Source organism: Maribacter sp. X9, from assembly GCF_048537565.1.
In the GTDB taxonomy this organism is placed as follows: Bacteria; Bacteroidota; Bacteroidia; order Flavobacteriales; family Flavobacteriaceae; genus Maribacter.
In genome coordinates this window covers 708,976-733,975 of sequence record NZ_CP183215.1, presented here as the reverse complement: position 1 = coordinate 733,975, position 25,000 = coordinate 708,976, and the positions used below count along the sequence as shown (strand labels likewise).

The following is a 25,000-nucleotide window of genomic DNA, read 5'->3' as shown; positions in this document are numbered from 1 at the left end:
AATGGGCGTAATTGTAGCCCTACCAACTTGGAGAATATACGGGCTAATAATATCGCGCGCATCGAAATCATTAAGACTGCTGGGGCGCAATAGAATACGAGTGCCAAAATAGGAGCCTTGAATATCATCCTTAAAAAAGAGCAAGCGTCAATGTACTGGCGCTCGATTATGATTAAAAATTTACGGGTCTCGATAAGAAATTAGCGATTGGTGTCACCACAGATTACACCTAAATTAGGTGTGGAAACCTTTGAAACCGGCTATAAATTGATTTTGCGTTCTACCGATGGTGACTTTGCCCAACAAAACCAAGTAAATGGAAATTATGGGTTAGCATCTTAGCAAACGGCGTCCCTCAATTTTAAGGAACGGATAGATGTGTTATACGTGTAGCAAAAAAAGGCCATATTTCTAATAATTCAAGAACTATTTAATGCGGATGTTTGTGATTGGCGTAGTGCTCTTTTAGCAAATCCCTGCCAAAATCACCGTCAAAATCTCGCCATACAGAATGAATATGGTTGGCATTGTTTTGACTATTGTCAAATTCGATCATAAAGGTTTTTCCTTGGATACGATAGTAGTGCGCTTGGCCAAGTGTCGTTGCACCCGCCCAAGCAAACCGTAGATCTTCCATTTCTTCATTACGGATATTACTCATTCGTTTCATCGCCTGTTCTGCTGGTATGGTGGAGGCATATTCGTAAATTAGGTCCATTAAAAGCTTTGTCTGTGCAGGGGTCATATCGCTGACCAATATGCCTTCAGGAGCTAGTTTCGTTGCTATGGGTTTATTGAAACTCACCAAATCGTTATAAGCTTCTTCCTTAAAAATGGCCATTTTTTTCTGGTCACTACTTAGCATGTTAATGAGGGCCAAGCCCAAATTTTCTTCATTGACCAAAGGGCTAAAGCCTTTGTGTTCGCCTTCCATGATCCGTCCTGGATTGGAACCAAAGAATCTAGGTGTATAGGAAACTGTATCACCAACAGTGGTAAAATGGAGCGAAATATGATGTCCTTCAAAAGTCCACATCCAAACATCTTCTTGATTTGGAGTTCCGTAAATGGAAACATAATACCGTTCGGGATCACGGTACACCGGGTCGCCGGAACTTTTCGCCAGTACCTTTTCTAAACCAATAATCTCGTTCGTTTGTTGGTAGCCGCTATCACTTAGGTAGGATTGAAGCACTTGATGAACAAGTGCCTTTTGCTCCGCACTTAATTCTTTTAAAGGTAATCCTTGCCGCTCGTAAGAACTCCAAGGAAGAAAGTGCCAATCGGCTCGGGTGTCTGCGTTGAAATCCTTGACAATCTTTGCTTTTTGAGTTGTGGTCAGCGAATTAATAAATTGGTTGACAATGGCTACATCCTGTGAGAACCCTATAAAAGGGAAAGCCACTACCAGAAACACAAGGATATTTTTTTTCATATCATAAAACTATTGGCCGACCCATGTATGGGGCTGAGGTTAATATGTAATTTTGAAAATACTGCCGCCAAAATCATCACAGACATACAAAGCACCGTCGGGACCTTGTGCCAATCCGCAAGGGCGGTGTTGTAGGGTGCCGCCTTCTGTGTTGACCAAGTCAAATCCAGCAAAATTATCCAGGAATACTTCCCAATCCCCACTTGGTTTTCCATCTTTAAAGGGAACAAAGGCCACAAAAAAGCCCTTCTTAAGTGTGGGTGATTGATTGTGGAAGGCAATAAAGGCACCGTTCTTATATTTTTCAGGGAACATGTCTCCCGTATAAAAAAGCAGGTCGTTCGGACCCAAATGTGCGGGGAAGTCCATAATCGGCGTCACCGCATCTTCACCGCCCATTTTTTCTCCGTCACCGCCATACTCCGGTGCCAGAATGCGTTTCTTTTTAAAGGGGTCGTAATAGCTAGAAGGCCAACCGGCATTGTCGCCCTGTTTCAATTCATATAAAGTTTCAGCGGGTAGATCCCCGTCTTGCTCCTCGGTGTAGAGGTCTGGATAAAAACTGTGCAGACCTCCCCGACCATGATCGGTGGCGAACAACGAATTCGTTTTAAAGTTCCAAGTGATGCCCACGGCATTTTTAATTCCGGTAACATATCGGGTTCCATCGGCATAGGTTTGGTTCAGGGCATCGGCCTTAAATTTCCAAATACCCGCAGCGGAATCTAAGAGCGTACAAGGAATCATTCCGGCACCTGCTTCGTTATCCCTACAGGCGTCGTTCCACGAACCAATGGTAACGTACAGATTGTTGTGCGCATCGATTGTGAAGGGCTTGGCATTATCCGCCCCCATATCCAGGAGTCCGTCCACTATTTTTTCTGGGTTTTCCGTATCAACAACTTCGTGGTCTTCATTCAGTGCATAGCGAAACACCCCAGAATTCGAGGAGGCATAGAGATAGTTGTCTTTGACCAGTATTCCGGTGCCAGGAACTTCGGCAAACGCTTCTTGGGCATCTATAGCTCCGTCTTTATTGGTATCCTTAAGTACAAGAATGGCTTTACCCTCTTTTAGAACCGACCTATTGGCATAAATGTTCCCATTTTTAGAAATGGTCAAATGCCGCACGGCACCCAAATCCTTCCCGATTTCTTCCACTGAAAATCCTTCAGGAGCGGTTAAAATGGTTTCATTTACGGTAGTTTTTACAACTTTTGGTTCATTTTTGCATCCCACGAAAAAGGTAATACAAATCATTGCGGTTCCTACAAGGCATAGGTTTTTGGTCAAGCGTATTGGTTTCATGAATTAGTTTAGCATTTTGTTGGTCTTAAAGTTACCATTTCACAGGAATTAAAGACTCAAATTTTCAGATAACTAAAGAAACACCTTGAGTAATTTTAGATAAGCATTCGAAAAAGCCGTAAGCCAAGCTGGGCGTTTACACCATAAATCGGCAAAAGATAGACCTCAAGATTGCGGACAAGGAAAAAATCAAGCTTTTCCTAGGATTCCTTTCCCTGCGGTTTAATTTTTCCGTGACTATTGTTTAATTTTCTGTGAAATTAAAACTAACTCAAAAATGATTTTAAAAATTACAAGGTGCAAAGTCGCTATGCTGACGCTTGCATCGGCATTATTATGTGTTCCCCTTACCAGGGCGCAAACTGTTCCTTCCCCCAAAGATGTGTATGGATTTAGAGTAGGCGATGATTATCAATTGGCCGACTACGCTCAAATTGAAGACTACCTCACCCAATTGGATGCTGCATCTGACCGGGTCAAAAAAGTGGAAATTGGTACCACGGTCTTGGGAAGAAAAATGTACATTCTCTATATCTCAAGCCCGCAAAATCTGGCCCAATTGGGCAAATGGAAAGATATCAGCACTAAACTGGCGCGCGTTCAAGTGACCGATGCGGAGGCCCAGAAACTTTCAGAAGAAGGCAAGGCCGTGGTATGGGTAGATGGCGGTATGCACTCTACCGAATTGGCCCATGGCCAAATGACCTCTGAATTGGCCTATACCTTGGCCACATCGGAAACGACCGAAATGAAAAAAATCAGGGACAATGTCATCACCATTCTTATGCCGGTGATGAACCCAGACGGTTTGGACATTGTGGTAGATTGGTACCGTAAGAACAAGGGCACGGCCTATGAAACCTCACGCCCACCCATTTTATATCACTATTATATGGGCCATGACAACAATAGGGATTGGTTTATGAACACCATGCCTGAGACCTATAATGTGACCAAAATCTTGTACAATGAGTGGTATCCACAGATTGTGTATAACCACCATCAATCGTCCCCGTCATGGACCAAAATTTCCATTCCGCCGTATGCCGATCCGGTAAACCCAAAAATTCATCCGGCCATCACCGCCGGGGTGAGCGAAGTCGGTTCGGCCATGTCCAAACGATTTTCTTTGGAGAATATGCCGGGCGCCATTGCCGATAATTTCTATACCATGTTCTGGAACGGGGGCGGGCGTACCGTACCCTATTACCATAACATGATCGGTATTTTGACCGAAACCGGACATACCACGCCCACCCCACGGTTTTACGATCCTGAAAAACTACCCAAACTAGTGGCAGGCACCACCCCCACCGATGGTACCGATATCATGTACCCAGATCCTTGGAAAGGTGGCGAATCCCATTTTAGGGATGCTGTTGATTATATGCTGACCGCTACCTGGGCCACCCTAGATTTGGCCGCTGACCGCAAGAGTAACTACCTGTACAATATTTATAAAATGGGTGCTTCGGCGATTGAAAAGTCCAAGAAAGACGGTCCGTTCGCATATGTGATTCCTAAGAGTCAATGGGACGCTTTTGAAGCGGTCAATTTGGTGAATGTCTTGAAGCGTGGGGGTATCGAGATTACCCAAGCCACCAAGAACTTTGAGGTTAACGATAAAAAATATGAAAAGGGTTCCTATGTGATTTATGCAGGACAGGCGTTTCGGCCGTATCTGATGGATTTGATGGAAAAGCAGGATTATCCGACCCGTTTCCAATACCCTGGTGGTCCACCGGATACCCCTTATGATTTAGCGGGATGGACCTTACCCATGCAAATGGGCGTAGCCGTTGATAAAATTGCCGAGCCGTTCGAGGCGGATACCGAAATGTTAACCGAATTGACAGACTATGCCGAAGGTGACGTTTCCGGCAAGGCTGATTTTGGCTATCTTCTGAGCGCCAATACCAATGCCTCGGTCATTGCAACGAACAAGGTGTTGAATTCGGGCGGCGCCGCGTATAAGACCAAAGCGGCCTTTACCTCAAGGAAAACCACGTTCCCGGCGGGGTCCTATATCGTTTCTGGCGGTAGTGCCTCCATCGATTCTTTGGCCAGTACGTATGGTTTGGAATTAACCGGACTTTCGTCCAAACCCGATGTAGAACTCACCAAAATTCACTCCCCTAAAGTAGGCTTGTACAAGTCGTGGGTCTCTAATATGGATGAGGGGTGGACCCGTTTTGTAATGGATGAATATGCCTTTGAGACCGATACCCTGCACGACCGGGATATTCAAACGGCGGACTTGTCACAGTATGATGTCTTGATACTGCCTTCCCAACGTGTAAAATCTTTGTTACACGGTAATTCAGTGTTAGAAATGCCCGAAAAATTTACGGGCGGTCTAGGGCTGGAAGGTGCTTTGGCCCTGAGCAACTATGTAAAAAATGGCGGTACCCTAATGGCCTTTGACGAGGCCAGTAACTACGTTATTGAGCAATTTGGATTGCCCTTAAAAGATGCTACGGAAGGAGCGGATAGCAAGGATTTCTTTATTCCCGGTTCCTTGATCAAGACGGGCATTGATACCACCCATCCTTTGGCCTTTGGTATGCAAGATACGGTTGCGGTCTCCTTTAATAAGAGCCGTGCCTTTGTGATTGACAAACAAGAGAAAAAAGGAGAAGGCGGTACGGAAGAAATCAAGGACGCTCCCGCTCCAGAAATTGAGGTCATTGCCACCTATGCCAAAAACAACCTATTAATGAGTGGTTGGGCCATGGGCGAGAAAAAGTTCATAGCTGAAAAGCCGGCCATGGTGAAAGCCAAATACGGCAAAGGGTCAGTGGTTTTATTTGCGTTTCGACCCCAGTTTCGAGCACAACCCAGAGGCACCTATAAACTGATTTTTAATACGATTTATGAAGGGGCTGCGGAGTAAAATTTAAGCCTTTAATACATTAAAAAAACCCTTCAAGAAATTGGAGGGTTTTTTGTAAGCTATTGTATCGGAAATGATAAGTATCAATCCTAATTAAGACTCTTCAAAATTAATTCGGTCCCGTATGGTACCGTCTTCACGATGAATGATGACATCGGCCTTGTATTTTCGGGCAAGTCGTTTAGCTTTGTTAATGGCGGTTACCTGTAATCGATGCTTGGAGGTAATGCGTCGATTGCCTTCGCGCCGTACGGCCCACGAATCTTTATAGGGGACCACATGCTTGGTGCCAGGTTCTTCCTCGTTTGCCTTGGCGGGCACTGTTGAAAAAAACCTCGACCAGTTCTCTAAAAAAGGTCACCCAAGATCGGCTCGCGTTATTTTTAGGCATGGTGTATTAGGTCTGGCATTCCAAGATACTATTTTCAGGGAAAAGTAGGTGAATCTTGCGGGAAGTGACATTTCGTTGTTGAGTGTCATTTTTGTTTTTTTATGCATGGTCAGTTCGAGTGACGTCCTGAAAGCGACGTTGTATCGAGAACGCTTTGGAACACGGATGCTTCTCGATACAGCTTTTGCTCCCAAAAAGCTCGCAAAACCCACTCGAAGTGACATCCGTTTTTTTGACATACATTTTTAACGTATTGTCAGTTCGAGTGCTTTTTTCGGCAATGCAGTGGAGGAATAAAAGTGTATCGAGAACCCTTCGCCTCCGCTCAGGGCATGCCCTTTTGGAACACGGATGCTTCTCGATACAACTTTTGCTCCCGAAAAGGTCGCAAAACCCACTCGAAGTGACATCCGTTTTTGAATGCCATTTTTGTTTTTTTCTACCTATGGTCAGTTCGAGTGGCGTCCTGAAAGCGACGTTGTATCGAGAACGCTTTGGAACACGGATGTTTTTCGATATCATTTTTGCTCAGTAGAAAGTTAAAGCACAAGAAACAGAAATGTACCTTTACCCCGTATGAAAAACTGGAAATTTAAAATAAGCGATATTCTCTTTGTCGTCTTTATCGCATTATTGATTATTCCCCAGACCAGAACCCCTATTCAAGTAGCGTTAAATAAACTTAAGGTGGCCGTATGGTCGCCGAGTGTTGAAAATAGTAGAGATCAACAATCATTGATGCCTTTTAAGTATCAATTGTACGATTTGAATAGCGAATCAGTAATCATCCCCGTAGGTGAGGGCAACATAACGTTTTTAAGCTATTGGGCCACGTGGTGCCCACCCTGTTTGGCAGAAATGCCCGGTATTCAAGAATTGTATACCGATTACGGAGACAAGGTCGAGTTTATCCTATTGACCCAAGAAGACCCGAAGGTAGTACAACGTTTTCTCGACAAAAAAGGATACAACTTGCCGGTGTATTTTCCACAAAATACTCCCGAGATACTAAGCTCCAAGAGTATTCCCACCAACTATATTATCGATGGGCATGGCACCATCCTCATCAAAGAAACCGGTGCGGCGGACTGGAACAGTAAAAAGGTGAGAACACTTTTAGATGGTTTAGTTGCGCAGTAGCGTTTTATTTAAACTTGGTGACAATCGACTTCTCGATACCCTTCAACTGCGCTCAGGACAGGCATTTTCAATTGGGTCATCACTTGATTGAAAGCACTCGAAGTGACATTTCGTTTTTGAGTTGAGTTTTTCTTTTTTTAAGGATTGTCAGTTCGAGTGGCGCCCTGAAAGAGGCGTTGTATCGAGAACCCTTTGGAACACGCGTGGCTTCTCGATACTGATTTTCTCGTACCTCGAAAATTCACTCGAAGTGATGACGCGTTTTTGAGTTGAGTTTTTCTTTTTTTAAGGATTGTCAGTTCGAGTGGCGTCCTGAAAGAGGAGTTGTATCGAGAACCCTTTGGAACACGCGTGGCTTCTCGATACTGATTTTCTCGTACCTCGAAAATTCACTCGAAGTGACATTGGCTTTTTATGACATTTTAGTTTTTTTATACGTATTGTCAGTTCGAGTGGCGTCCTGAAAGAGGTTTTGTATCGAGAACCGTTTGGAGCACGCGGGGCTTCTCGATACTAATTTTCTCGTACCTCGAAAATTCACTCGAAGTGACGACGCGTTTTTGAGGTGAGTTTTTTTCACACTTTGTCAGTTCGAGTGAAACCCTGAAAGAGGTTTTGTATCGAGAATCGTTTGGAACACGTCGGGCTTCTCGATATCCTTCGGCTGCGCTCAGGACAGGCATTTTCAATTGGGTTATAACTTGATTGAAAACACTCGAAGTGACATTGGCCTTTTATGACATTTTAGTTTTTTTATACACATTGTCAGTTCGAGTGGCGTCCTGAAAGAGGCCTTTTGCTTCGAGAAGCTCAGCAGAACTATCGAGAACCACTACAACACATTTACCCTTTTAGTTGATTTAATATTTCTTTAATGGCAGCATCCAGTTGAGGTTGTTCCCCCTCCAAACGTTGTTTAAAGTTTTCCGGAACGAAAATGTCGGGTGTAACACCTGTTTTTTCCAGATCTTGGCCATCCAAGGTAAAACAGCCCCATGCGGGCAGACGGTAAAAAGAACCATCGACCAATCCCTTGCCCGAGGTAAAGATGATCCAACGATAGGTTTCCGTCCCTAGGGTCTTGCCTAGTTGTAGGGCTTTGAATCCGGCAGCGGTCATTTCGGCATCGCTTAAACTTTGCTCGTTCATCAACAGGATAATGGGCTTGACTGAGGGAGCAAAATGCGGTTGGGGCGCAAGCCCCCCATCCCGGTACTTCCATTTCAGATACGGTTTTTGCGATAAAAACTGAAGCACCTCATCATGTACATTGCCGCCGGTATTGTACCGTAGATCTAAAATTAGGGCGTCTAGTTGATTGCTTTCCGAAACCATTTCCCGTTTAAAATGTTCGAGTTCTCCACCGCCCATATTTTTCATGTAGACATAGGCGATTTTCTTACCGCCTTTCTCATCAACATATTTTTGATTGGCGTCTATCCATGCATCGTAAAGCAAGTCTCGTTGGGCGGTATTGCTGATAGGATGAAGGTTCACGGAAATCGTTTTTCCATCCCGTTTAAAATCCAACTGCATTTCTTCATCCAAGGAAGGTTCGTTAAAGTAGGCTTCCCGGTTCTTTTTCGGGTCTATGGGTTGTCCGTTTACCGCGACTAGCACATCCCCTTTTTTAAGGTTTTTTCCGGTAACATCGGCAGGACTATCGGCAATAATAGCGTCTATGGTATACGGGTTCTCATTAGAAAATTCAATGCCCACGGCCAAGGTCTTGGTTTTGTAAAACACATTCTCTTCATCTCCAGAAGAGCTAAAGCCAAAGTGGGAGGTATTGAGTTCTCCCAGCATGTCATTGAACAATACCCGTAGTTGGTTGCGGTTGGTTAGGTAGGGCAGGTATTGCTCATATTTTTTACGAAGCAAGGTCCAATCTTCTCCATGGAAATCGCCATCGTAAAAATTCTCCTCAAACCCCGCCCATGCTTCTTGGAACATTTGACGGAATTCCTCCGAAAGATTACGACGAAAGGTAAAGTCCATCTCAATTTTTTCGGTTTTGTTTTTCTCGATATCCAACGTATGCAGGTTGCCTTTCCCCAACAGGTAATAGCTGTCCTTGGCACCCGCTAGTTGATAGCCGTTTAATTCATCGTCTAGAACCAGTTCTATTTTGTTCTTTTCAAAGGGTTCAATACTAGTTTTCCATAGTTTTGATTTTCCCTCATCATGATTGCTGATGTACAACACGTGCATGGCCTCGTCTTTTTTGATTACGGCGGGACTCGTTTGCCTTCCGAACGTAGGGCTTATAGCGGTGATGCGCTCCATAATCCCATCAGCATTAATGGTGATGGTTATGGGCTTTTTCTCTTCTTCTTTCTCTTTATCTTTCTTCTTATCATCTTTATCGTCCTCTTCTTCCTTTTCCTCTTCGGTGAACAGTTCGTCATACTTGTCATAGGTAAAAGCATCCTCATATTTATCCAAGGGCATTTGATAAATCTGTGACTCGGCTAGACCATAAGGATAGCTCGGTTTGGTCAAGTTAGAGACCATGTACAGGTATTTACCATCGGGAGACCATACGGGGTCACTTTCGGTAACGCCCGTATTGGTGAGGTTGATTATTTTTTTATCGGACAAACGAACTACAAAGACATCGCTCTCAAAATTACGGATGGCATTATAGGCAATATAGTTGCCATTGGGGGAGAAGTGGGGTTGCGGTGCATATAGGGCCCAGAACTCATCCTTGACCACGGTCTCGCTTTTGAAATTGGACAAATCCAATAGGCGCAGTTCGTCCCTTCCACTAATGTATAGGGCTTTGCTGAGGTCTGGATCCAGCGCAATATTTACGTTGTTGCGAAGGTCTTTGGTATGTTGCTTTTCGGGCGTACTCCCATCGGCGGCAATCGTGAACAGGTTGGTATAGCCCTTATAAGTGCGGTTGTATAACAGGGTCTTGTTGTCTTTCAACCAGACGATTTCCAGTACCCGTTCTGCCGGATCGGTAGGGATGTGTTTAATGAATTTCCCCTTTACATCAGAAACGAACAGTTCACCCCGCGATACGAAGGCCAGTTTTTTATTGTCCGGTGAAACGGAAAAATTGCTGATATTGCCTTGTACCTTAAAATCTTGGGTTTTGGCCAACGTACTGTTCTCGGTAATCTTAATGGGGATTTTGGCAGCCGTCTTGGTCGCCACATCGTAGCCATAGATTTGATAATCCTTCCCAAAAACTACGAGTTCCCCGTTGGCACTCACTTGAGGGCGGCCGATGGACGTATCAAATTTGGTGTGTTGTACCTTGGTTCCATTCGCTAGTTCATACAAATTATACTCCCCATTCGCTTCATCGGATACAAAATAGAGTTTTCCGTTCTGGTCCAACGTAGCCCATAGGTCCTTCCCGTTATAGGTGGTGTATTCCTTATATTCCTTGGTTTTGGGATTATAGGATTTTATATCGGGATTGTAAGCACCCTTATAGCGTTTGCGATGGGTGAAAAGTTTGGCCTCCCAACTCTCATTGAAAAATACTTCATCGGTCTTTGGATGAATGGCAATATTGGCTACCGTATTAAAATAGTTTTCAAATAAACGTTTGGGCGTACCCCCTGATACAGATACCTCATAACCTGAATATCGATTGCTTCGGGAAGAGGTAAAATAGAGGCTCTTGGAATCCCAGGCCCAGCTATCCATATCGTCGGCGGCATCGTTGAAGGTGAGTTGTTGAATTCGCCCCCCTTCCATAGGCATTACAAAAATATCCCTGTTACCAAACTGGGTAGCGCTGAAGGCCAACCATTTCCCATCCGGAGAAATACGGGGTAAGGTTTCTTCCCCGTCCATGGCCGTTAGGCGTACGGCGGCACCCCCTTTTGTGGGAACACTCCAAAGATCGGTGTCATAGCTGAAAACAATCGTTTTTGCATCAGGAGAAACTGTTGGGTCCATTAAAAAATAGGCCTCTTGAGCTGGTAGGTTGCTAACAAGAAAACAGAAGAATAGGGAAAGAAGGGGGTTGGAATACATGATAGATTTTTAAAGAAGATGAAAGATACAAAAAGAAAGAAAATACGAGTGTTAGCCTCTTAAGAACGAGGGTGTTTTTTCAGAAGATTTTCTTAACAGGTAGTGAAAGGGGTCCCGTTCAATTTCGCAATTCTAATTAGGTCTGGTTTTACGTAGTAGCATTTTGTTGGTTCTGGGCACTAAAACAGATTTTAATAAGCTCTGTCGGTCATCGATCTATGCATTTTGTTGGGCTATAATACAATAGAAGGCGGCAGTTTTTCGTTATTAAGTGATTTCTTACAAACATAGGTAAGAGAGTTCACTTGAGTCTTCGTGCAAAAACGGTAAACAAAAAATGACAAAATATATAATAAAATTGGTCTTTTTGACCTTTATGTTTCAGCTTATCACTTGGAACGGCCTCGCTCAAATTACGACGACAGTACAACAACGAAATTTTGACACCTGTGGTGATGCCTTGCCACAAGCTGAACTGATTTTAGGTGACTTGGTCCTTTCGGAAACCGGTGCTACCAATTTCAAGGCAGGTACGTATACCTTCTTTGTAGAGGCACCGTCAAATTTTCAGATTACCGCAACCACTACAGCTATTTCGGGTGCCGATATCACCAGTGCAACAGTGGCCCAAGCTGCGGGTGACAATACCAAATTGGAAATCAACGTCACCGTTGTCGCAGAAGCCAGTATAGATCAATTGACCCTAGAAAATGTACGTATACAATTACTATCGGGCACCGTTACGAACGGAACCCTAAGCTATGCACTCGACGGAAATCCCAACAATCTCAATGGACTAACCGATGGGCAGCCCTTGGCGCCGATCGTGTTTAATGCCTTAAGTGGCGGAGAAGGGGTTAATCAGCAAGTCTGTAAAACAACGGATGTACAAAACATTAGTGTTACGGGCGATACCGTTACGCAGAGTAGGACCTATTTTTGGGAAGAACAGCAAAACGGAGGTTGGACGGCCATTCCCAATTCCAATACGGAAATTTTGGTGATCGACACCAACACCTTTCCTAACGGCATTAGCAGATTTAGAAGAAATACCACCTTTACCGTTAATGGGGAAACCTGTACCCTTACCAGTACAGAGGCTACCGTTACGGTCAATGAAATAGATCCGGGTACTATCACTTCGGGTACAGGGCAAAATATTTGCGCTACAGAAACCCCACAACAATTAAGTACTTCGGGCGATGTAGCGGTTACCGTGGGTGGTACGGCCAGCTACCAATGGTATCAAAACGATGCCGGTACTTGGGATATCATTAACGGGGCTACCAACACTTTTTATCAGCCCGGCACCCTTTCAAGAACCACATCCTTTAAACGAAGGATTACAAATGTATTCAACGGGGTGACCTGCGATGCAGACACCGAACCCGTGACCATTGTGGTCAATTCTGTAGTGGCGGGAGGCACCACAACCGACCAGAATATCTGTACGTTATCTGAGCTACAGTTATTGACCGTCAACAATGGGGAAAATAATGGCACCTACCAATGGCAAAAAGATAATTTAGGAACTTGGGAAGATATTCCTGGAGCTACACAACTTAATTTTGATGCCAGTAGTAATCTTACTCCTGGTGTAAGCCGTTACAGAAGAATCACCACGGTTTCGGGGGCAAGTTGTGAAGGCGTAAGTACAGTAGCGACCATTACCTATAGTAATTTTAAGGTTGGTAGCATTTCAGGCGGCCAGACCATTTGTTATAATGAATCTCCATCTGCCATAAATTCGGATGCCGATGCCACCGGAACTGGAACCATTAGTTATCAGTGGCAACAGTTTAACGGGAGTACTTGGGTCGCTATAAATGGGGCAACTACCACTGCTTACCAACCAGGATCCTTACAGCAGAACACATCTTTCCGGAGATTGGATAGTATAGAACTTAACGGATTTACCTGTGCAGAGACCACCAATGAAATCACCATCCAAGTTTTGGCCGAAATCAACGGGGGCGATGCATCGGCCAATCAGACCATTTGCGCGGGAGAAATACCTAATTCGATCAGCATTGCCAATGCCAGTGCCGCCACACCGAACAGTAGCTACCAATGGCAGTCAAAAACAGCGGGAAATTTTGCCAATATGGTGGGGGAAACCGATGCGAACCTAAGTTTTGCGTCCGCGCCCGGTACTACTACAACTTACAGAAGGCAGACCATTGTTTCCAATAACGCAAAAGTCTGTACCGATTTTTCTACGGAAAGCACCGTATTTGTGAATGCTATCACCGCTGGGGTGATAGGTTCAAATCAAAATGTATGTGCCGGGGAAACACCCAATTCGCTCCTAAGTTTAAGCAATACATCGGCCGCAGGAACGGTTTCCTATGCTTGGGAATCCTCTACCGATGGCGGTTCTAATTATAGTTCCATAGCGGGGGCCACTGGCGCTACCTACACCCCAGGGGTCTTGGCAGCTACCACAGTGTTTAGAAGATTGGATTCTAGTGTACTAAACGGAAAAACATGTACGACCTATACCAATGGGATTACCATCACTGTAGCCGGATCCATTTCCGGCGGGGATGGGTCTGCCGCACAGACGGTTTGTGAAGGGGAAGCCCCAACGTCGTTAAGCGTCACCAACGGAACAGCTGCAGGCACAGGTATTGCCTTTCAGTGGTTTTCTTCGACAGACAATATAAATTATACGCCTATAGCGGGAGAAACCGGAGAAACCTTAAGTTTTTCAGGGGGAATATCGGCTTCGACCTATTACAGTAGGGAAGTGAACCAAACCACGGGGGGTAATACGTGTACCGCTATGAGCACTCCAACCTTGGTAACGCTTTTATCGCTATCCGAAGGGAGCATCGGGCAGACCCAAACGGTCTGTGGGGGTGCAAGTGTACCGCCCCTAACGAGTACTGCAGATGCAGTTTCGAACGGATCCATTACCTATTCCTGGGAAAGCTCACTGGATAATGCGACATGGGGAACCATTGCGGGAGCCAATCAGGCAACCTATACTCCAGCGATTACAGATGAGTTACAAACGTATTATCGAAGAAGGGCCACCGCCACACTTCAAGGCACAACCTGTGACGTCGTTACGCAACCTGTTATCGTTTATGTTAACCGCTTTGATGATGCGGTCAACCATCGTATTACCTTTTCCAATGGTTCAACGGCTCCTTTTGAAATTTGTAACCAGGCCGATCCAGCCGCTTTTGATGTCAATTTTGATTTGATCGCCTCCGGGAATTTGAGCTACCAATGGCAAGTGTCTAACGATAATGTTACTTTTTCGGATATTTCTGGTGCGACGAATGCCTTATATGACGCACCGGCCGTAAATGCCGATATTTATTATAGAAGGATAACCACTTCTACCCTCAATGGCGTATCGTGTGATGTAACCAGTAATACCTTGCGATTTATTGATGCCGGTATCGCTAATGGCGGTAAAATTGAAACTACTAATCCAAATACCTTAGCAAATACGGCTCCTGATTATTTAAGTTTTGAGACCGTATGTAGAGGTACCGTTCCAAGCCGTATGCAACAATTGACCGCGTCCAGTGGAAGTACCTTATCCTATCAATGGTTTGCCAATGGCACGGCAATATCAGGTGCTACTTCAATAGATTTTACACCAACGGCCGCCATAAATTCCACCACACGATATGTACGCACCACCTATAGTGAAAATATAAACGGAACTACCTGTGAGGTCAATAGCAATACCATTACTGTAGTGGTGCCACAAGCCGATTTTATCGGTGATGATATTACCCTTTGTACCGGAGAAACACCGCCGACCTTGGGAGATGAATCTTTAATCGAGGATAATGATAATTATGAAAGAACAAACTTTGACTTTCAGTGGGAAGTTTCCGATGAAGGAACAGTGTTTGCCGAGATTTCTGCCGCTACAAGTCCAACCTATGCTCCGAACACTGCGCTTACAGCCGATAAATATTACCGTAGAGCTTATTTTGCTAAAGTAGAAGGGGTACGATGTGGTCCCAAAAGATTTAGCAATATCATCCATATTTTTGTAAACGCGGTAACTGGCGGAACCATCTCAGAAGATCAACAGATTTGTTTTGGGGAAGACCCTGCCCTGTTAAACTCAGAAACGGAAGGCACGGCAAGGGGCGTTCTCAGCTACCAATGGTATTCATCCGAGGATAATACTACTTGGGATATCATTGTGGGAGCCGTAAATAGTACCTATGATCCACAAGCGGGGAATTTCCCGACACGCTATTTCAAACGCACGGCCATTTCAACGTTTAACGGAGTGCAATGTACCGAAGATAGTAATACGATAACCATCGCCGTTGCGGAAGAGATTGTTCCCGGCACGTTGAACAGTGACCAGACCATCTGTGAAGGAGATGTGCCGGTGTCCCTAACGGTTACGGGTGACAGCAATTTTGGAGACATTTCATGGTACTCCTCAGTAGATGGGATTATTTATAAGGATATGGAAATTACTGACACCTCTTTTTCACCTCCGGCACTTACACAGACCATGTTTTATAAGCGTAGGATAACCCGAACTTCTTTGAATAATTTAACCTGCTTTTCAGAAACGAATGTCGTCAAGGTTATTGTGAACAAAGTAGAAGCTGGCGATATCGTAGGCAACCAGTCGGTTTGTGAAGGTAGTCAACCCACGGCCCTTGTTGAGGTGAACGGAGCAACGGGTGCCGGACAATTGTCTTACCAGTGGTGGTCCTCTCCAGACGACCAGACTTATACAGCGGTAGCAGGGGCTACGCAGCCTAATTTTTTACCACCAACGACCTTGACCACATCCACCTATTTTAAAAGGGTCGTTACCAGTAGTTTGAACGGGGTTAATTGTACCGATGCTACGGCACCGGTATTGGTGACGGTGATACCATATGCCATTATCGATAATGATGCGATCATTTCGGATGACATTACCAATGTGAGTTGTTTTGGCGGAGCCGACGGTAGTATTGTTATCCCTAATGGAAGGATTACAGGGGGCAACACGGCCCAGGAACAGATAAATACGGTTACCTTGTTTGGAACACCTGAACTGGGGAGTACGTACAGCATTATTATCGATAATATTGTTTATGAGCACCAAGTGACCTTGAATGGTTCAAACCTTACACAGACTAATGATGAAATTGTACAAGCTTTGGTTCAGGAAATAAATCAGGCAACGGGCAATCGATTGAGTCCGGTAAATGCATCGGCCAATGCGAATGAACTTTTATTGACCGCAAAAATTGAAGGTATTGGTTTTACCGCCTTCGCAAGTACCGACAGCACCAACAATGCAGGAGCCTCTAGTGTCATCACGCAAGAAAACAGGATGGCCAACACCTATGAATGGGTAAAGGCGGGCGATAATTCGTTTACGGCCTCCACCTTAAGTATTTCAAATTTGACCGCAGGGGTTTACTTCTTGACCGTCTATAACGAGTTTTGTGGCATTACCTCAGAACCCTTCTTGATTACCGAACCCGATGAACTGACTTTGGATATCGCCGATACCTGTAATACGGCCTTGACCGCCAACAGTACCGGCGGTATAGCTCCCTTTACCTTTACCTTAACGCGGCCTAATGGAACCACAACCGTAAATACGTCCAATAATCCAAGTATTACCTATACTGGTCTTACCGGGGGCGCAACCTATACGGTTTCCGTCAAAGGGTCTACCTGTGCCATTGCCGAGTCAAAATCAGTGACCCTTCCTTTCGGACTTCAGTTCGATGAAGCCTCGGTGGTCGCTAAAAATGTGACTTGTTTTGGACAGAATGATGGGAGTATCAGCCTAAATAACGGTGCCGTCACGGTAACCGGGGGAAAATCGCCCTACAACTTTAGTTGGACCGGCCCTGACAATGCGGTATACAATACCCAAAACATCAACAATCTGGCCCCAGGTGTGTATGTATTAACCGTCACGGATCAAATAGGATGTTCTGCCACCTACACGGCCAACATTGCATCTAAATCTGAGTTAGAAATACGGAATGTACAAGTAGTGAACCAGCAATTACGATGTGCCGGTGATACCGATGCCGAAATAGGAATTCAAATAACGTCCGATGCCAGCAGTCAAATACAGATCAATTGGTTTAAGAACGGTACAAGCTTTGCCACCAATAGCACCAATTTAACGAATTTAGGTCCGGGTAGTTATGAGGTGGTAGTAACCGATATCAATAGCGATCCAAATGCACCGTGTACCGCAAGGCAGACCATTGTGATTACAGCTCCTGAAGTTTTTACGGCTACAGAGGTGGTGACCAATGGTGCACAATGTTATGCGGCGAATGCCCAACGCAGTTTTACCGTTGAAGTGAGCGGAGGTACGGCACCTTACGAATATTCGGTCGATGGAAATACGGCGGTTATGTTCAGCACGAGCCAAGTGGTCATCACCGGACTTTCAAATGATAGTCATGTGATTACGGTAACCGATGCCAATCAATGTGCAGTACAGACCTTCACCTTGCAACGATCGGAACCTATTACGTATAACGGTACAATGTCATTTACGATCGAGCCATGCGCAGGAGATTATCCGTTCGCATTGGACGAGAATTTAATTACGGGTGGAACACCGTTTTATGACACGAACAATCAACCCTATTATTTATTCGAATGGCGAGGCCCCAATAATTTTTCGGCACAGGATATCACCACCTTTGATGCAGCATCCGGAAGTTATTTCCTTACCATTATCGATGGGAACAATTGTGAATCCCAAGAACTGGAATTCACCTTTACCCCAACCTATGACCCTATTACCGTAAGTAAAACGATTACCCCGGTAAGTTGTGGCGCCAATGATGACGGAGCCATAGCCATTACCATCAATGGAGGTAAGAGGCCATACAGTATTGTTTGGGAGCAGGAACAACCGGGTACTGGTGACAATCCAAACCCCGTATTTACGCCATTGGCGCAAAACACGTTGCGGTTAAATGGCTTGCCTGAAGGAAGACTTCGCTTAACCATTACCAGTACTATTCCGGGATGTGATCAAACGGATTCTTCGTATAGGTATCAAGAACTGATCACTATAAATAAGGCGGAATCACTTCGTTTGGTGGATGGCCCTTATTTTGATGCCTCTTTATGTTCTGGAGACCCGGGAAGCATTACGGCAACCATATTCAATAGTCAGGGGGGAGACCTTAGTTTTTATTACGAAGGGGTTTTGGTTCCAGGGGTCGAAACTTCCCCTGATACCTATTCCATTCAAATTGCAGACCCGGTAGCCAATGGATCTTTAAATGTGGTCAACGATTTTGGTTGTGGGTTTACCGCTCCACTGAGTATAGATGTTACCGAACCGAATTTTAGTTATAGTTCGACAGAGTTTGATGTCACAGGACTTTTATTGGCCAAAGAAGATGTACGGTTCTTAAATACAAGCGAAGGTGACTATGCCTACGTTACATGGGATTTTGGTGATGGCAGCGCTTTGGTTACCGTTGACCCTGAAACGGACGGTACCTTGACCATCCATAATTTTGATTTTCCTGGCGTCTTTGATATTACCCTTAGTGTTTTTAATGACCAAGGATGTAGTAGGGACATGGTACAGACCGTACAGATCGGTTCTGGCTATGAGGTCATGTTCCCCAACGTTTTCTCGCCCAATGGAGATAGTATCAACGATTATTTCCAAGGGGAGTTCACAGGCGTTTCCTCCTTTACCTTCCAGATATACGACATGTGGGGTGCGCTGGTGTTTAGTACAGCCCACGACTTTAACGACTTGCCTATAAATTGGGGATGGGATGGAAATTACAGTAATGGCAATGTATATGAAAACCTATCTTTTAGATATATATTCGTGGGCACCACAGGAGACAATAAACAAATAACCGAAACTGGCGAAGCCACAATCTTAAGATAATGATCAAAAGACTTAAGCAGTTAACCTTTATAGTCCTTTTTATAACCTTGGGCGTTAATGCCCAAGATAAATACATTCATAACCTTAGTAAGGTGCCCGTATTCTTGAACCCAAGTTTTCATGCTTTTAAAGAGAAGACCAAGATTGGGGTTTTAGGAGAATTGGCCAACCAGAACCAAGGCAATCAATCACAGCATAGATATGCTTTTGGCTCCACTTTTTTTGAGGAATATAATTTTGAATTGGGTATTGATCTGTTCACTAATAATCTTAAAAATAGTGGGTTCAATTATACGTCTGCGGCCATCAGTTACATGTATAAATTACAGTTGCCCAATGAATGGTTATTGTATCCTGGCATAACGGCAGGATATAGTAATTATAAGTTCGATTTCAACAATCTTACCTTTCAAGACCAAATAGACATATTTTCAGGTCAAATTAGTGCAAATACAATCGACCCAACAGCAGCCTCACGATCTATTGGTTATCTAGATTTAGGAGCATCGGTCATTATGCACAACGATTTGAATATGGTATTTGGCCTTTCGGCAAAGCATTTGAACCAGCCAAAATTATCCTCGGAAGAAAGTGATGATAGGGTCAATTTAAAAATGCTGGTTTCGGGTCAGTTTGGATACGAATGGAACATCAACCAATATGGTCAATTAAAATTGCCTGAATACACCTATTTGTATTTGTTCAATACGGTGTCAATACAAGGGTCAAGTACCCGCTTAGATTTTTATCAAGACCTACAATTAGGGAATATATGTTTAGGCGTCAACGAGCATTTTAGTTTTTTGGAATCGGCTTCATTCACAGAAATAGGTTTTGCTAGCAGTATTACGTTAGAAACCTTTGAGTTTGGTTTAAATTATAGAATGCCTTTCGGTAGCACTTCTAAAATGTTTTTACCGAAAGCCTTGGAACTGTTTCTGGTCTTTGATATTTCAAGGTTCGGTGAACGCGGAAGAAAAGATTACAGTAAATTTTATGAATAGCTATTTTTTCGCTAAAGGATGGTATTGAACCTTTTTACCTTTTTTAGTGCTGTACGCCTAAGGATGAACGTTAGGGCTACATCCCCTACTATCAAACTATAAAAAAGTAACCCCAGAATAATGAACAAGATCAAAACCTACTTGAAGGTAACCCTAATACTTTTTTGTACTTCAGGGTATACCCGAGCCCAGTGCGAGGTGTTTAAAAGTGAAATACAAGATGTACAAAGCTATATGCTTCAAATGAGAAAATTGACCGATTCGTTACATACCTCATCAGAAATTGCTGCGTTCGGCGCTCAGTTAGGTACCGCACGTTCAAATACAAAAGAAGTAAAGTTGTTATTGGGAAAAGCCTTGACCGCTGCCGATGAGGCCGTAACCTTAGTGTCTGAAGCGCAATATGAATCGGAGCGTTGTGGGTTGGCGGAAGCCATGAGTTATACCATCGATGCCGAAAGCCATACTATTGACGCACGTGATTTTGCAAGTGAGGCGTTTGACAATGTGAAGCTTGCTTCTACCGCTAAGAATTTGGGTAATTTGCAATACCATATGAGAATGGCGCAACGGTTGATCAGGGAAGCTCAGGGTGCCGCTGATGCAGCGGCCTATGCTGCCGAGTTCGCACATTACAGTTGTAGTCACGATAAGTACCATGCCCAGGCCGATAAATAATTAAAATTCATTTGAATACAAAACCCGTAGTAAATCGCTATGGTTTTTTAGGTTCGGTAGAATCGAAGTTTCTTTAGACCGTTTTGGTGTGTTTCGTTTAATAATGGGATGTAAGATTAGGTTTTTGGCCAATTGGTAATGATCAACTGTGGGTTGAAAACTACCTTAGGACTTTACGGCTGCATCCCCTTATACATCACCATCATGACCGGACTTTGTTAGTCCTTTCATCGGTGCCGAGATATAGTGAGTTCTGTTGACAATTTAAAACTTGTAGACAAGGCCGAGCGCAAAGCGATCCGTATCATTGCAAAACTGAGCTCATAGGTTCCTTTTGGTAAGTGTTGGTGAAAATATAGGCACTGCTTATACCGATAACGGCTCCGGCAAGTACTTCCCAGCCGTCATGTTTTTGTGCATTGATACGGCAGTAGCCGTATAACTTGCCAATAAATAGGCAGGTATACCATAACTCCATCCATATCTTTTTTGGATATAGGCCGCACTTTGAAAAGGGGTTGACGTATGCCCAGAGGGGAAAGCCCTATCTCCATTATTATAAGGCCTTTTTTTTATCCGTAGTATACTTCAGACCTATGGTTATAGCTTGGGTAAGTAAATTGTCAGGTACCTTATAATCACCTATGATTAGGCTACTGGCAAATTCGGTTAAGGGCATTGCCACTAAAAGTACATCTATTGGCCCTGAATGGGTTTGCTCTGCCCTTGGGCTTTCGAAAAAATTTCTAGAAAAAGAATAAATGAAAGGATGGATACCAGAATTCGATAAGCATATTTAAAGCACATAGGTTACTCAAGTTTTGATTACATTGAAAATGTAGCAATAAATCCTAAAGAAAATCTAAAGTTATCGAACAAATACAGCAATCACTTTGCGGTTAGCACACACAAGGATTTTTCTAACAAGGAAACGGTCAAAATGTTTTTTTCTATCCGATGGTGTTCCCCGTCGACTTGGGTATCAAAGAACAGTGCTTGTGGGCGTTGCAGATGAATCGTTTTGGTCTGAAAACTCTTAGATTCCTTTAACCATTGTACTTTTCGAATAAGTATTAAAAAGCCTAGCCAAAGCATTTTTATACGACCAATTTTTTTGATGACCAATACATCTAACATGCCATCCTGCAATGATGCTTTTGGGGTTAGACTTAACTTATACCCCATTTCATTGGAGTTGGAAATTAGTATAATAAAAGGACTCGACATTGGCAATTCATCGTTTATACTTATGGTCAATGGATCGTTCTTTTTTATATCCCTAAAAGTCAAAACGCAGGCACGAATGTAGCCCAATAGGGTTCTTTTTTCAGATGACTCATAATGTTTGATCAAACTCGCATCAAAACCCACCCCGGTATTACTAAAAAAATAGCGGTCATTGATGCGCCCAACGTCTATGCGTTCTTCATGTTTATCACGTATGATCTCTAAAGCCTTTCGTCTATTTTTCGGAATCTTAAGATTGGAGGCGAGTCCGTTACCCGATCCCATGGGCAAAATACCTAGAGCGATATCCGTACCGATTAAACAGGAAGCTACTTCGTTGATGGTACCGTCACCTCCACAGGCGACGATAATATGGGCATTTTCAGTAATGGATTCCTGTGTCAATATGGTAGCATGAGCTTTGTACTCAGATACTTTTATAGTCAACTGATGAACACCTTTTATAAAATAGGGTTCCAAATCTTCATTGGTCAACGAAGAATTACCGTGACCAGCAATGGGGTTCACTATAAAATGGATCCGTATCACTTATTTAGGTTTTTTAATTGAAGCCCACCATTATGGTAGAGTTCGTCCGCTACTTGATAGTTGGAAATGGCTATTTTTTTATAAGATTCCTCAATTGGTTTTATCTGTAAACTGTTGTCCTCTGAATTCCATTCATAAAAATTAACCGTTTCACCATCGCCCAAGACCAATACTTTTCCATCTTTCATATAACCCAACTTTCTATAGTTTCCAATTAGTGCGCGCTCACTTGCAGGGTTCATATGTAAAATATCCATACCAAATAGGTTGCTTTCATATTCCCATCCCAGGGTTGCGAACAGTGTTGGAAATACATCAATTTGAGAACAAAGTGTAGTTATATTTTTTGCGGGCATATCCGGTAGATTATAAATCAGGGCGGGAATATGGTAATTCGCTACATCCAATTCCCATTTACCGGCGCTACTGGCACAATGATCGCTCATTATTACGAATATCGTATTTTTAAACCAAGACCTAGTGCTTACTTCCTTTAAAAACGCACCAATTGCATAATCTGTATATTTTACGGCACCGTTCCTTCCCGTTCCTGAGGGGATATCTATTTTACCTTCGGGATACGTAAAAGGTTTATGATTAGAGGTCGTCATTACAAAGTCAAAAAAAGGCTTCCCAGTTTGAGATGCCTTATCTGCTTCTTTAAGGACCTTGGCATAGACATCTTCATCACAGACGCCCCAAGCATTTTCAAATGTGACTTCTTCGTCTTCAATATTAGTGCGTGCTACGGTAATATCCTTATCCAATAAAAATCCGCGGCCCCTGTCGACAATGTTAAATCCGTTACCGCCAAAAAAAGTGTTCATATTGTCGAAATACCCATCTCCTCCATAAAAGAAATTACGGTCATAGCCCTTTCTCTTGAACACCTCGCCAATGGTGAAGAGGCCAGTGTTGTTCTTGCGTTTTACGATACTACGGCCAGGAGTTGGGGGTACAGATAGGGTAATCGCCTCCATGCCCCTTACGGTTCTGGTCCCTGTTGCGAATAGATTGGAAAAAAAGAGACTTTTGTTGGCTATGGAATCCAATATTGGGGTGATATTTTGATCACCGCCCAAGCCGCCCATGAATTTTCCACTCAAACTTTCAATACATATAAATATGATATTCGGATGGAATTCAGTTGTAGAGGTGTCATTGCTATGGATAGTTCTTAATATGTCTTCACCGTCTTTATGTTTAAACGAATCAGCAAGAGGGGTATATTGTTCCCTGACCATTTTGAATGCCTCTTTTTTGGGTAGGGTGGCGTAAAATTCTGAGTAGGCTAATTCATTATTTCTAAAAGCGGCGAAAAAGGAATAGATGCCCGCTTTTGACAGTTCGTTGTTATACCTGTTTTTTGACCATTCTGCTTGGTCGTTCGTGATAAAGAACCCAAATACAATAGCTATGGCGAGCCAAGGTAGGCTAGCAATGAACCGTTGTTTGAACATGGTGTCGTTTTGAAAGGTTCTCTTAAAATATCCACTTCTATGCACAACGTAAAGTACTAAAGCTACCAATGAAAGTAAAGACCCTAATAATAAAGGCAAAGGATAGGATTCGTTAATATTCTTGACTACCTCATAGGTATAGATCAAGTAATCAACGGCGATAAAATTATACCGACGTTGAAACTCTTCCCAAAAGGTAAATTCCCCAAAAAAGGAGAAAAATATAATGACCAAGGCTAAAAAGAATCCGAACCATGTTATAATTCGGTCAGGAATGCTGCCGTACCATTTTTTCGGGACCAACAGTAGGTATATTAAAAACGGCAATAAGAATATTGATAGTGTACCCAAATCGAATAAAAACCCTATCGTAAGCGTTTTAAGCAGGGCACCGATATGAGCGTCTACCTCAGGAAAATTCCAAAAGAAAAAAATTAATCGAAGTAGCGTAGAAAGCACAAGAAATAAGAAAACGAATGCTTTTAGCAGCGAATAGCGCTTTGGAAAAAGAGAGGACCGCATGTGTTTAAGTTGTTTGACAAGAAATAAATGTAGGCCACGATTCTAAAGAAATTTTAAAGTTTTTACCTGTGCGTAAATTGTATGGTAATGATCTAAACATAAATACTGCTAGAAAAACCCTTATTTTTAATGCTTTAGTGCTCTCATAATCTCCTTCTGGCAGAAAATCACAAATCTAAAGTAAGGGTTAAATCTGAAGTTGGTTTTAAGAACGGGTACTATCAGAGCTTAAATACAATAAACCGAGTCCTAACTTTTTTTTAAGTTGTAATGGAGGTTCGAACACGACCATATCATGGTCGGGGAAAATCTTATGAATTTCTTATTTGAGTAGTTCGTTTTCTATGTAGGCCATGAATAAAGACCTTTTTATTAAGGATGAATAAAAATTTGAAATTTCTGTACTCAATGTGGTCGTAGCCATAAGGATCAACTAAAGCCAAACAGGGAGATATCCTTTTTGGTTCGATTGAATCATCAAGACAATTCCGAAAAAAGTGAGGGGA

General features: G+C 43.3%; 12 protein-coding genes. 5 read left to right on the top strand and 7 right to left on the bottom strand.

The genetic code is table 11. The annotated features are described in order from the left end of the window. Positions 1-430: 430 nt before the first annotated feature. Positions 431-1,435, bottom strand: coding sequence for a DUF3500 domain-containing protein (locus tag ACNR9Q_RS03145; RefSeq protein ID WP_419213153.1), 1,005 nt, complete (start codon positions 1,433-1,435; stop codon positions 431-433). A gap of 39 nt (positions 1,436-1,474) precedes the next feature. Then, on the bottom strand, positions 1,475-2,743 hold the full coding sequence (locus tag ACNR9Q_RS03140) for a PQQ-dependent sugar dehydrogenase (RefSeq protein WP_419213151.1): 1,269 nt from the start codon (positions 2,741-2,743) through the stop codon (positions 1,475-1,477). Positions 2,744-3,020: 277 nt separating this feature from the next. Here ACNR9Q_RS03140 and ACNR9Q_RS03135 point away from each other — a divergent pair, with 277 nt between their 5' ends. Further along, positions 3,021-5,636: a M14 family metallopeptidase gene (locus tag ACNR9Q_RS03135; protein WP_419213150.1), complete on the top strand. Its 2,616-nt coding sequence runs from the start codon at positions 3,021-3,023 to the stop codon at positions 5,634-5,636. Between the two features lie 93 nt (positions 5,637-5,729). On the opposite strand, the gene ACNR9Q_RS03130 is transcribed toward ACNR9Q_RS03135, so the two are convergent. Then, the gene (locus tag ACNR9Q_RS03130) at positions 5,730-5,957 is read right to left on the bottom strand and encodes a DUF2188 domain-containing protein (RefSeq protein ID WP_419213148.1); all 228 of its coding nucleotides are present in this window, start codon (positions 5,955-5,957) and stop codon (positions 5,730-5,732) included. A 646-nt stretch (positions 5,958-6,603) separates the two neighbouring features. Here ACNR9Q_RS03130 and ACNR9Q_RS03125 point away from each other — a divergent pair. After that, positions 6,604-7,167: a TlpA family protein disulfide reductase gene (locus ACNR9Q_RS03125; protein ID WP_419213147.1), complete on the top strand. Its 564-nt coding sequence runs from the start codon at positions 6,604-6,606 to the stop codon at positions 7,165-7,167. A gap of 843 nt (positions 7,168-8,010) precedes the next feature. Here ACNR9Q_RS03125 and ACNR9Q_RS03120 read toward each other — a convergent pair. Further along, the gene (locus ACNR9Q_RS03120) at positions 8,011-11,169 is read right to left on the bottom strand and encodes a S41 family peptidase (protein ID WP_419213146.1); all 3,159 of its coding nucleotides are present in this window, start codon (positions 11,167-11,169) and stop codon (positions 8,011-8,013) included. 337 nt (positions 11,170-11,506) lie between these two features. Here ACNR9Q_RS03120 and ACNR9Q_RS03115 point away from each other — a divergent pair, with 337 nt between their 5' ends. The 3 genes from ACNR9Q_RS03115 (at position 11,507) to ACNR9Q_RS03105 (ending at position 20,736) form a co-directional block, all read left to right on the top strand. Then, the gene (locus ACNR9Q_RS03115; RefSeq protein ID WP_419213145.1) at positions 11,507-19,054 is read left to right on the top strand and encodes a gliding motility-associated C-terminal domain-containing protein; all 7,548 of its coding nucleotides are present in this window, start codon (positions 11,507-11,509) and stop codon (positions 19,052-19,054) included. Further along, positions 19,054-20,058 carry a PorP/SprF family type IX secretion system membrane protein gene (locus tag ACNR9Q_RS03110; protein WP_419213144.1) on the top strand — a complete coding sequence of 335 codons (1,005 nt, stop codon included), beginning with the start codon at positions 19,054-19,056 and terminating at the stop codon, positions 20,056-20,058. The genes ACNR9Q_RS03115 and ACNR9Q_RS03110 overlap by 1 nt, the downstream gene beginning before the upstream one ends. Positions 20,059-20,178: 120 nt before the next feature. Beyond that, positions 20,179-20,736, top strand: coding sequence for a hypothetical protein (locus ACNR9Q_RS03105; protein ID WP_419213143.1), 558 nt, complete (start codon positions 20,179-20,181; stop codon positions 20,734-20,736). Positions 20,737-21,040: 304 nt separating this feature from the next. On the opposite strand, the gene ACNR9Q_RS03100 is transcribed toward ACNR9Q_RS03105, so the two are convergent. The 3 genes from ACNR9Q_RS03100 to ACNR9Q_RS03090 form a co-directional block, all read right to left on the bottom strand. Further along, on the bottom strand, positions 21,041-21,214 hold the full coding sequence (locus ACNR9Q_RS03100; protein ID WP_419213141.1) for a hypothetical protein: 174 nt from the start codon (positions 21,212-21,214) through the stop codon (positions 21,041-21,043). Between the two features lie 410 nt (positions 21,215-21,624). After that, entirely contained in the window at positions 21,625-22,512 is an 888-nt protein-coding gene (locus ACNR9Q_RS03095; RefSeq protein WP_419213140.1) for a diacylglycerol/lipid kinase family protein, read from the bottom strand. Then, positions 22,509-24,494 carry an LTA synthase family protein gene (locus ACNR9Q_RS03090; RefSeq protein WP_419213139.1) on the bottom strand — a complete coding sequence of 662 codons (1,986 nt, stop codon included), beginning with the start codon at positions 24,492-24,494 and terminating at the stop codon, positions 22,509-22,511. The genes ACNR9Q_RS03095 and ACNR9Q_RS03090 overlap by 4 nt, the downstream gene beginning before the upstream one ends. Positions 24,495-25,000: the final 506 nt, after the last annotated feature.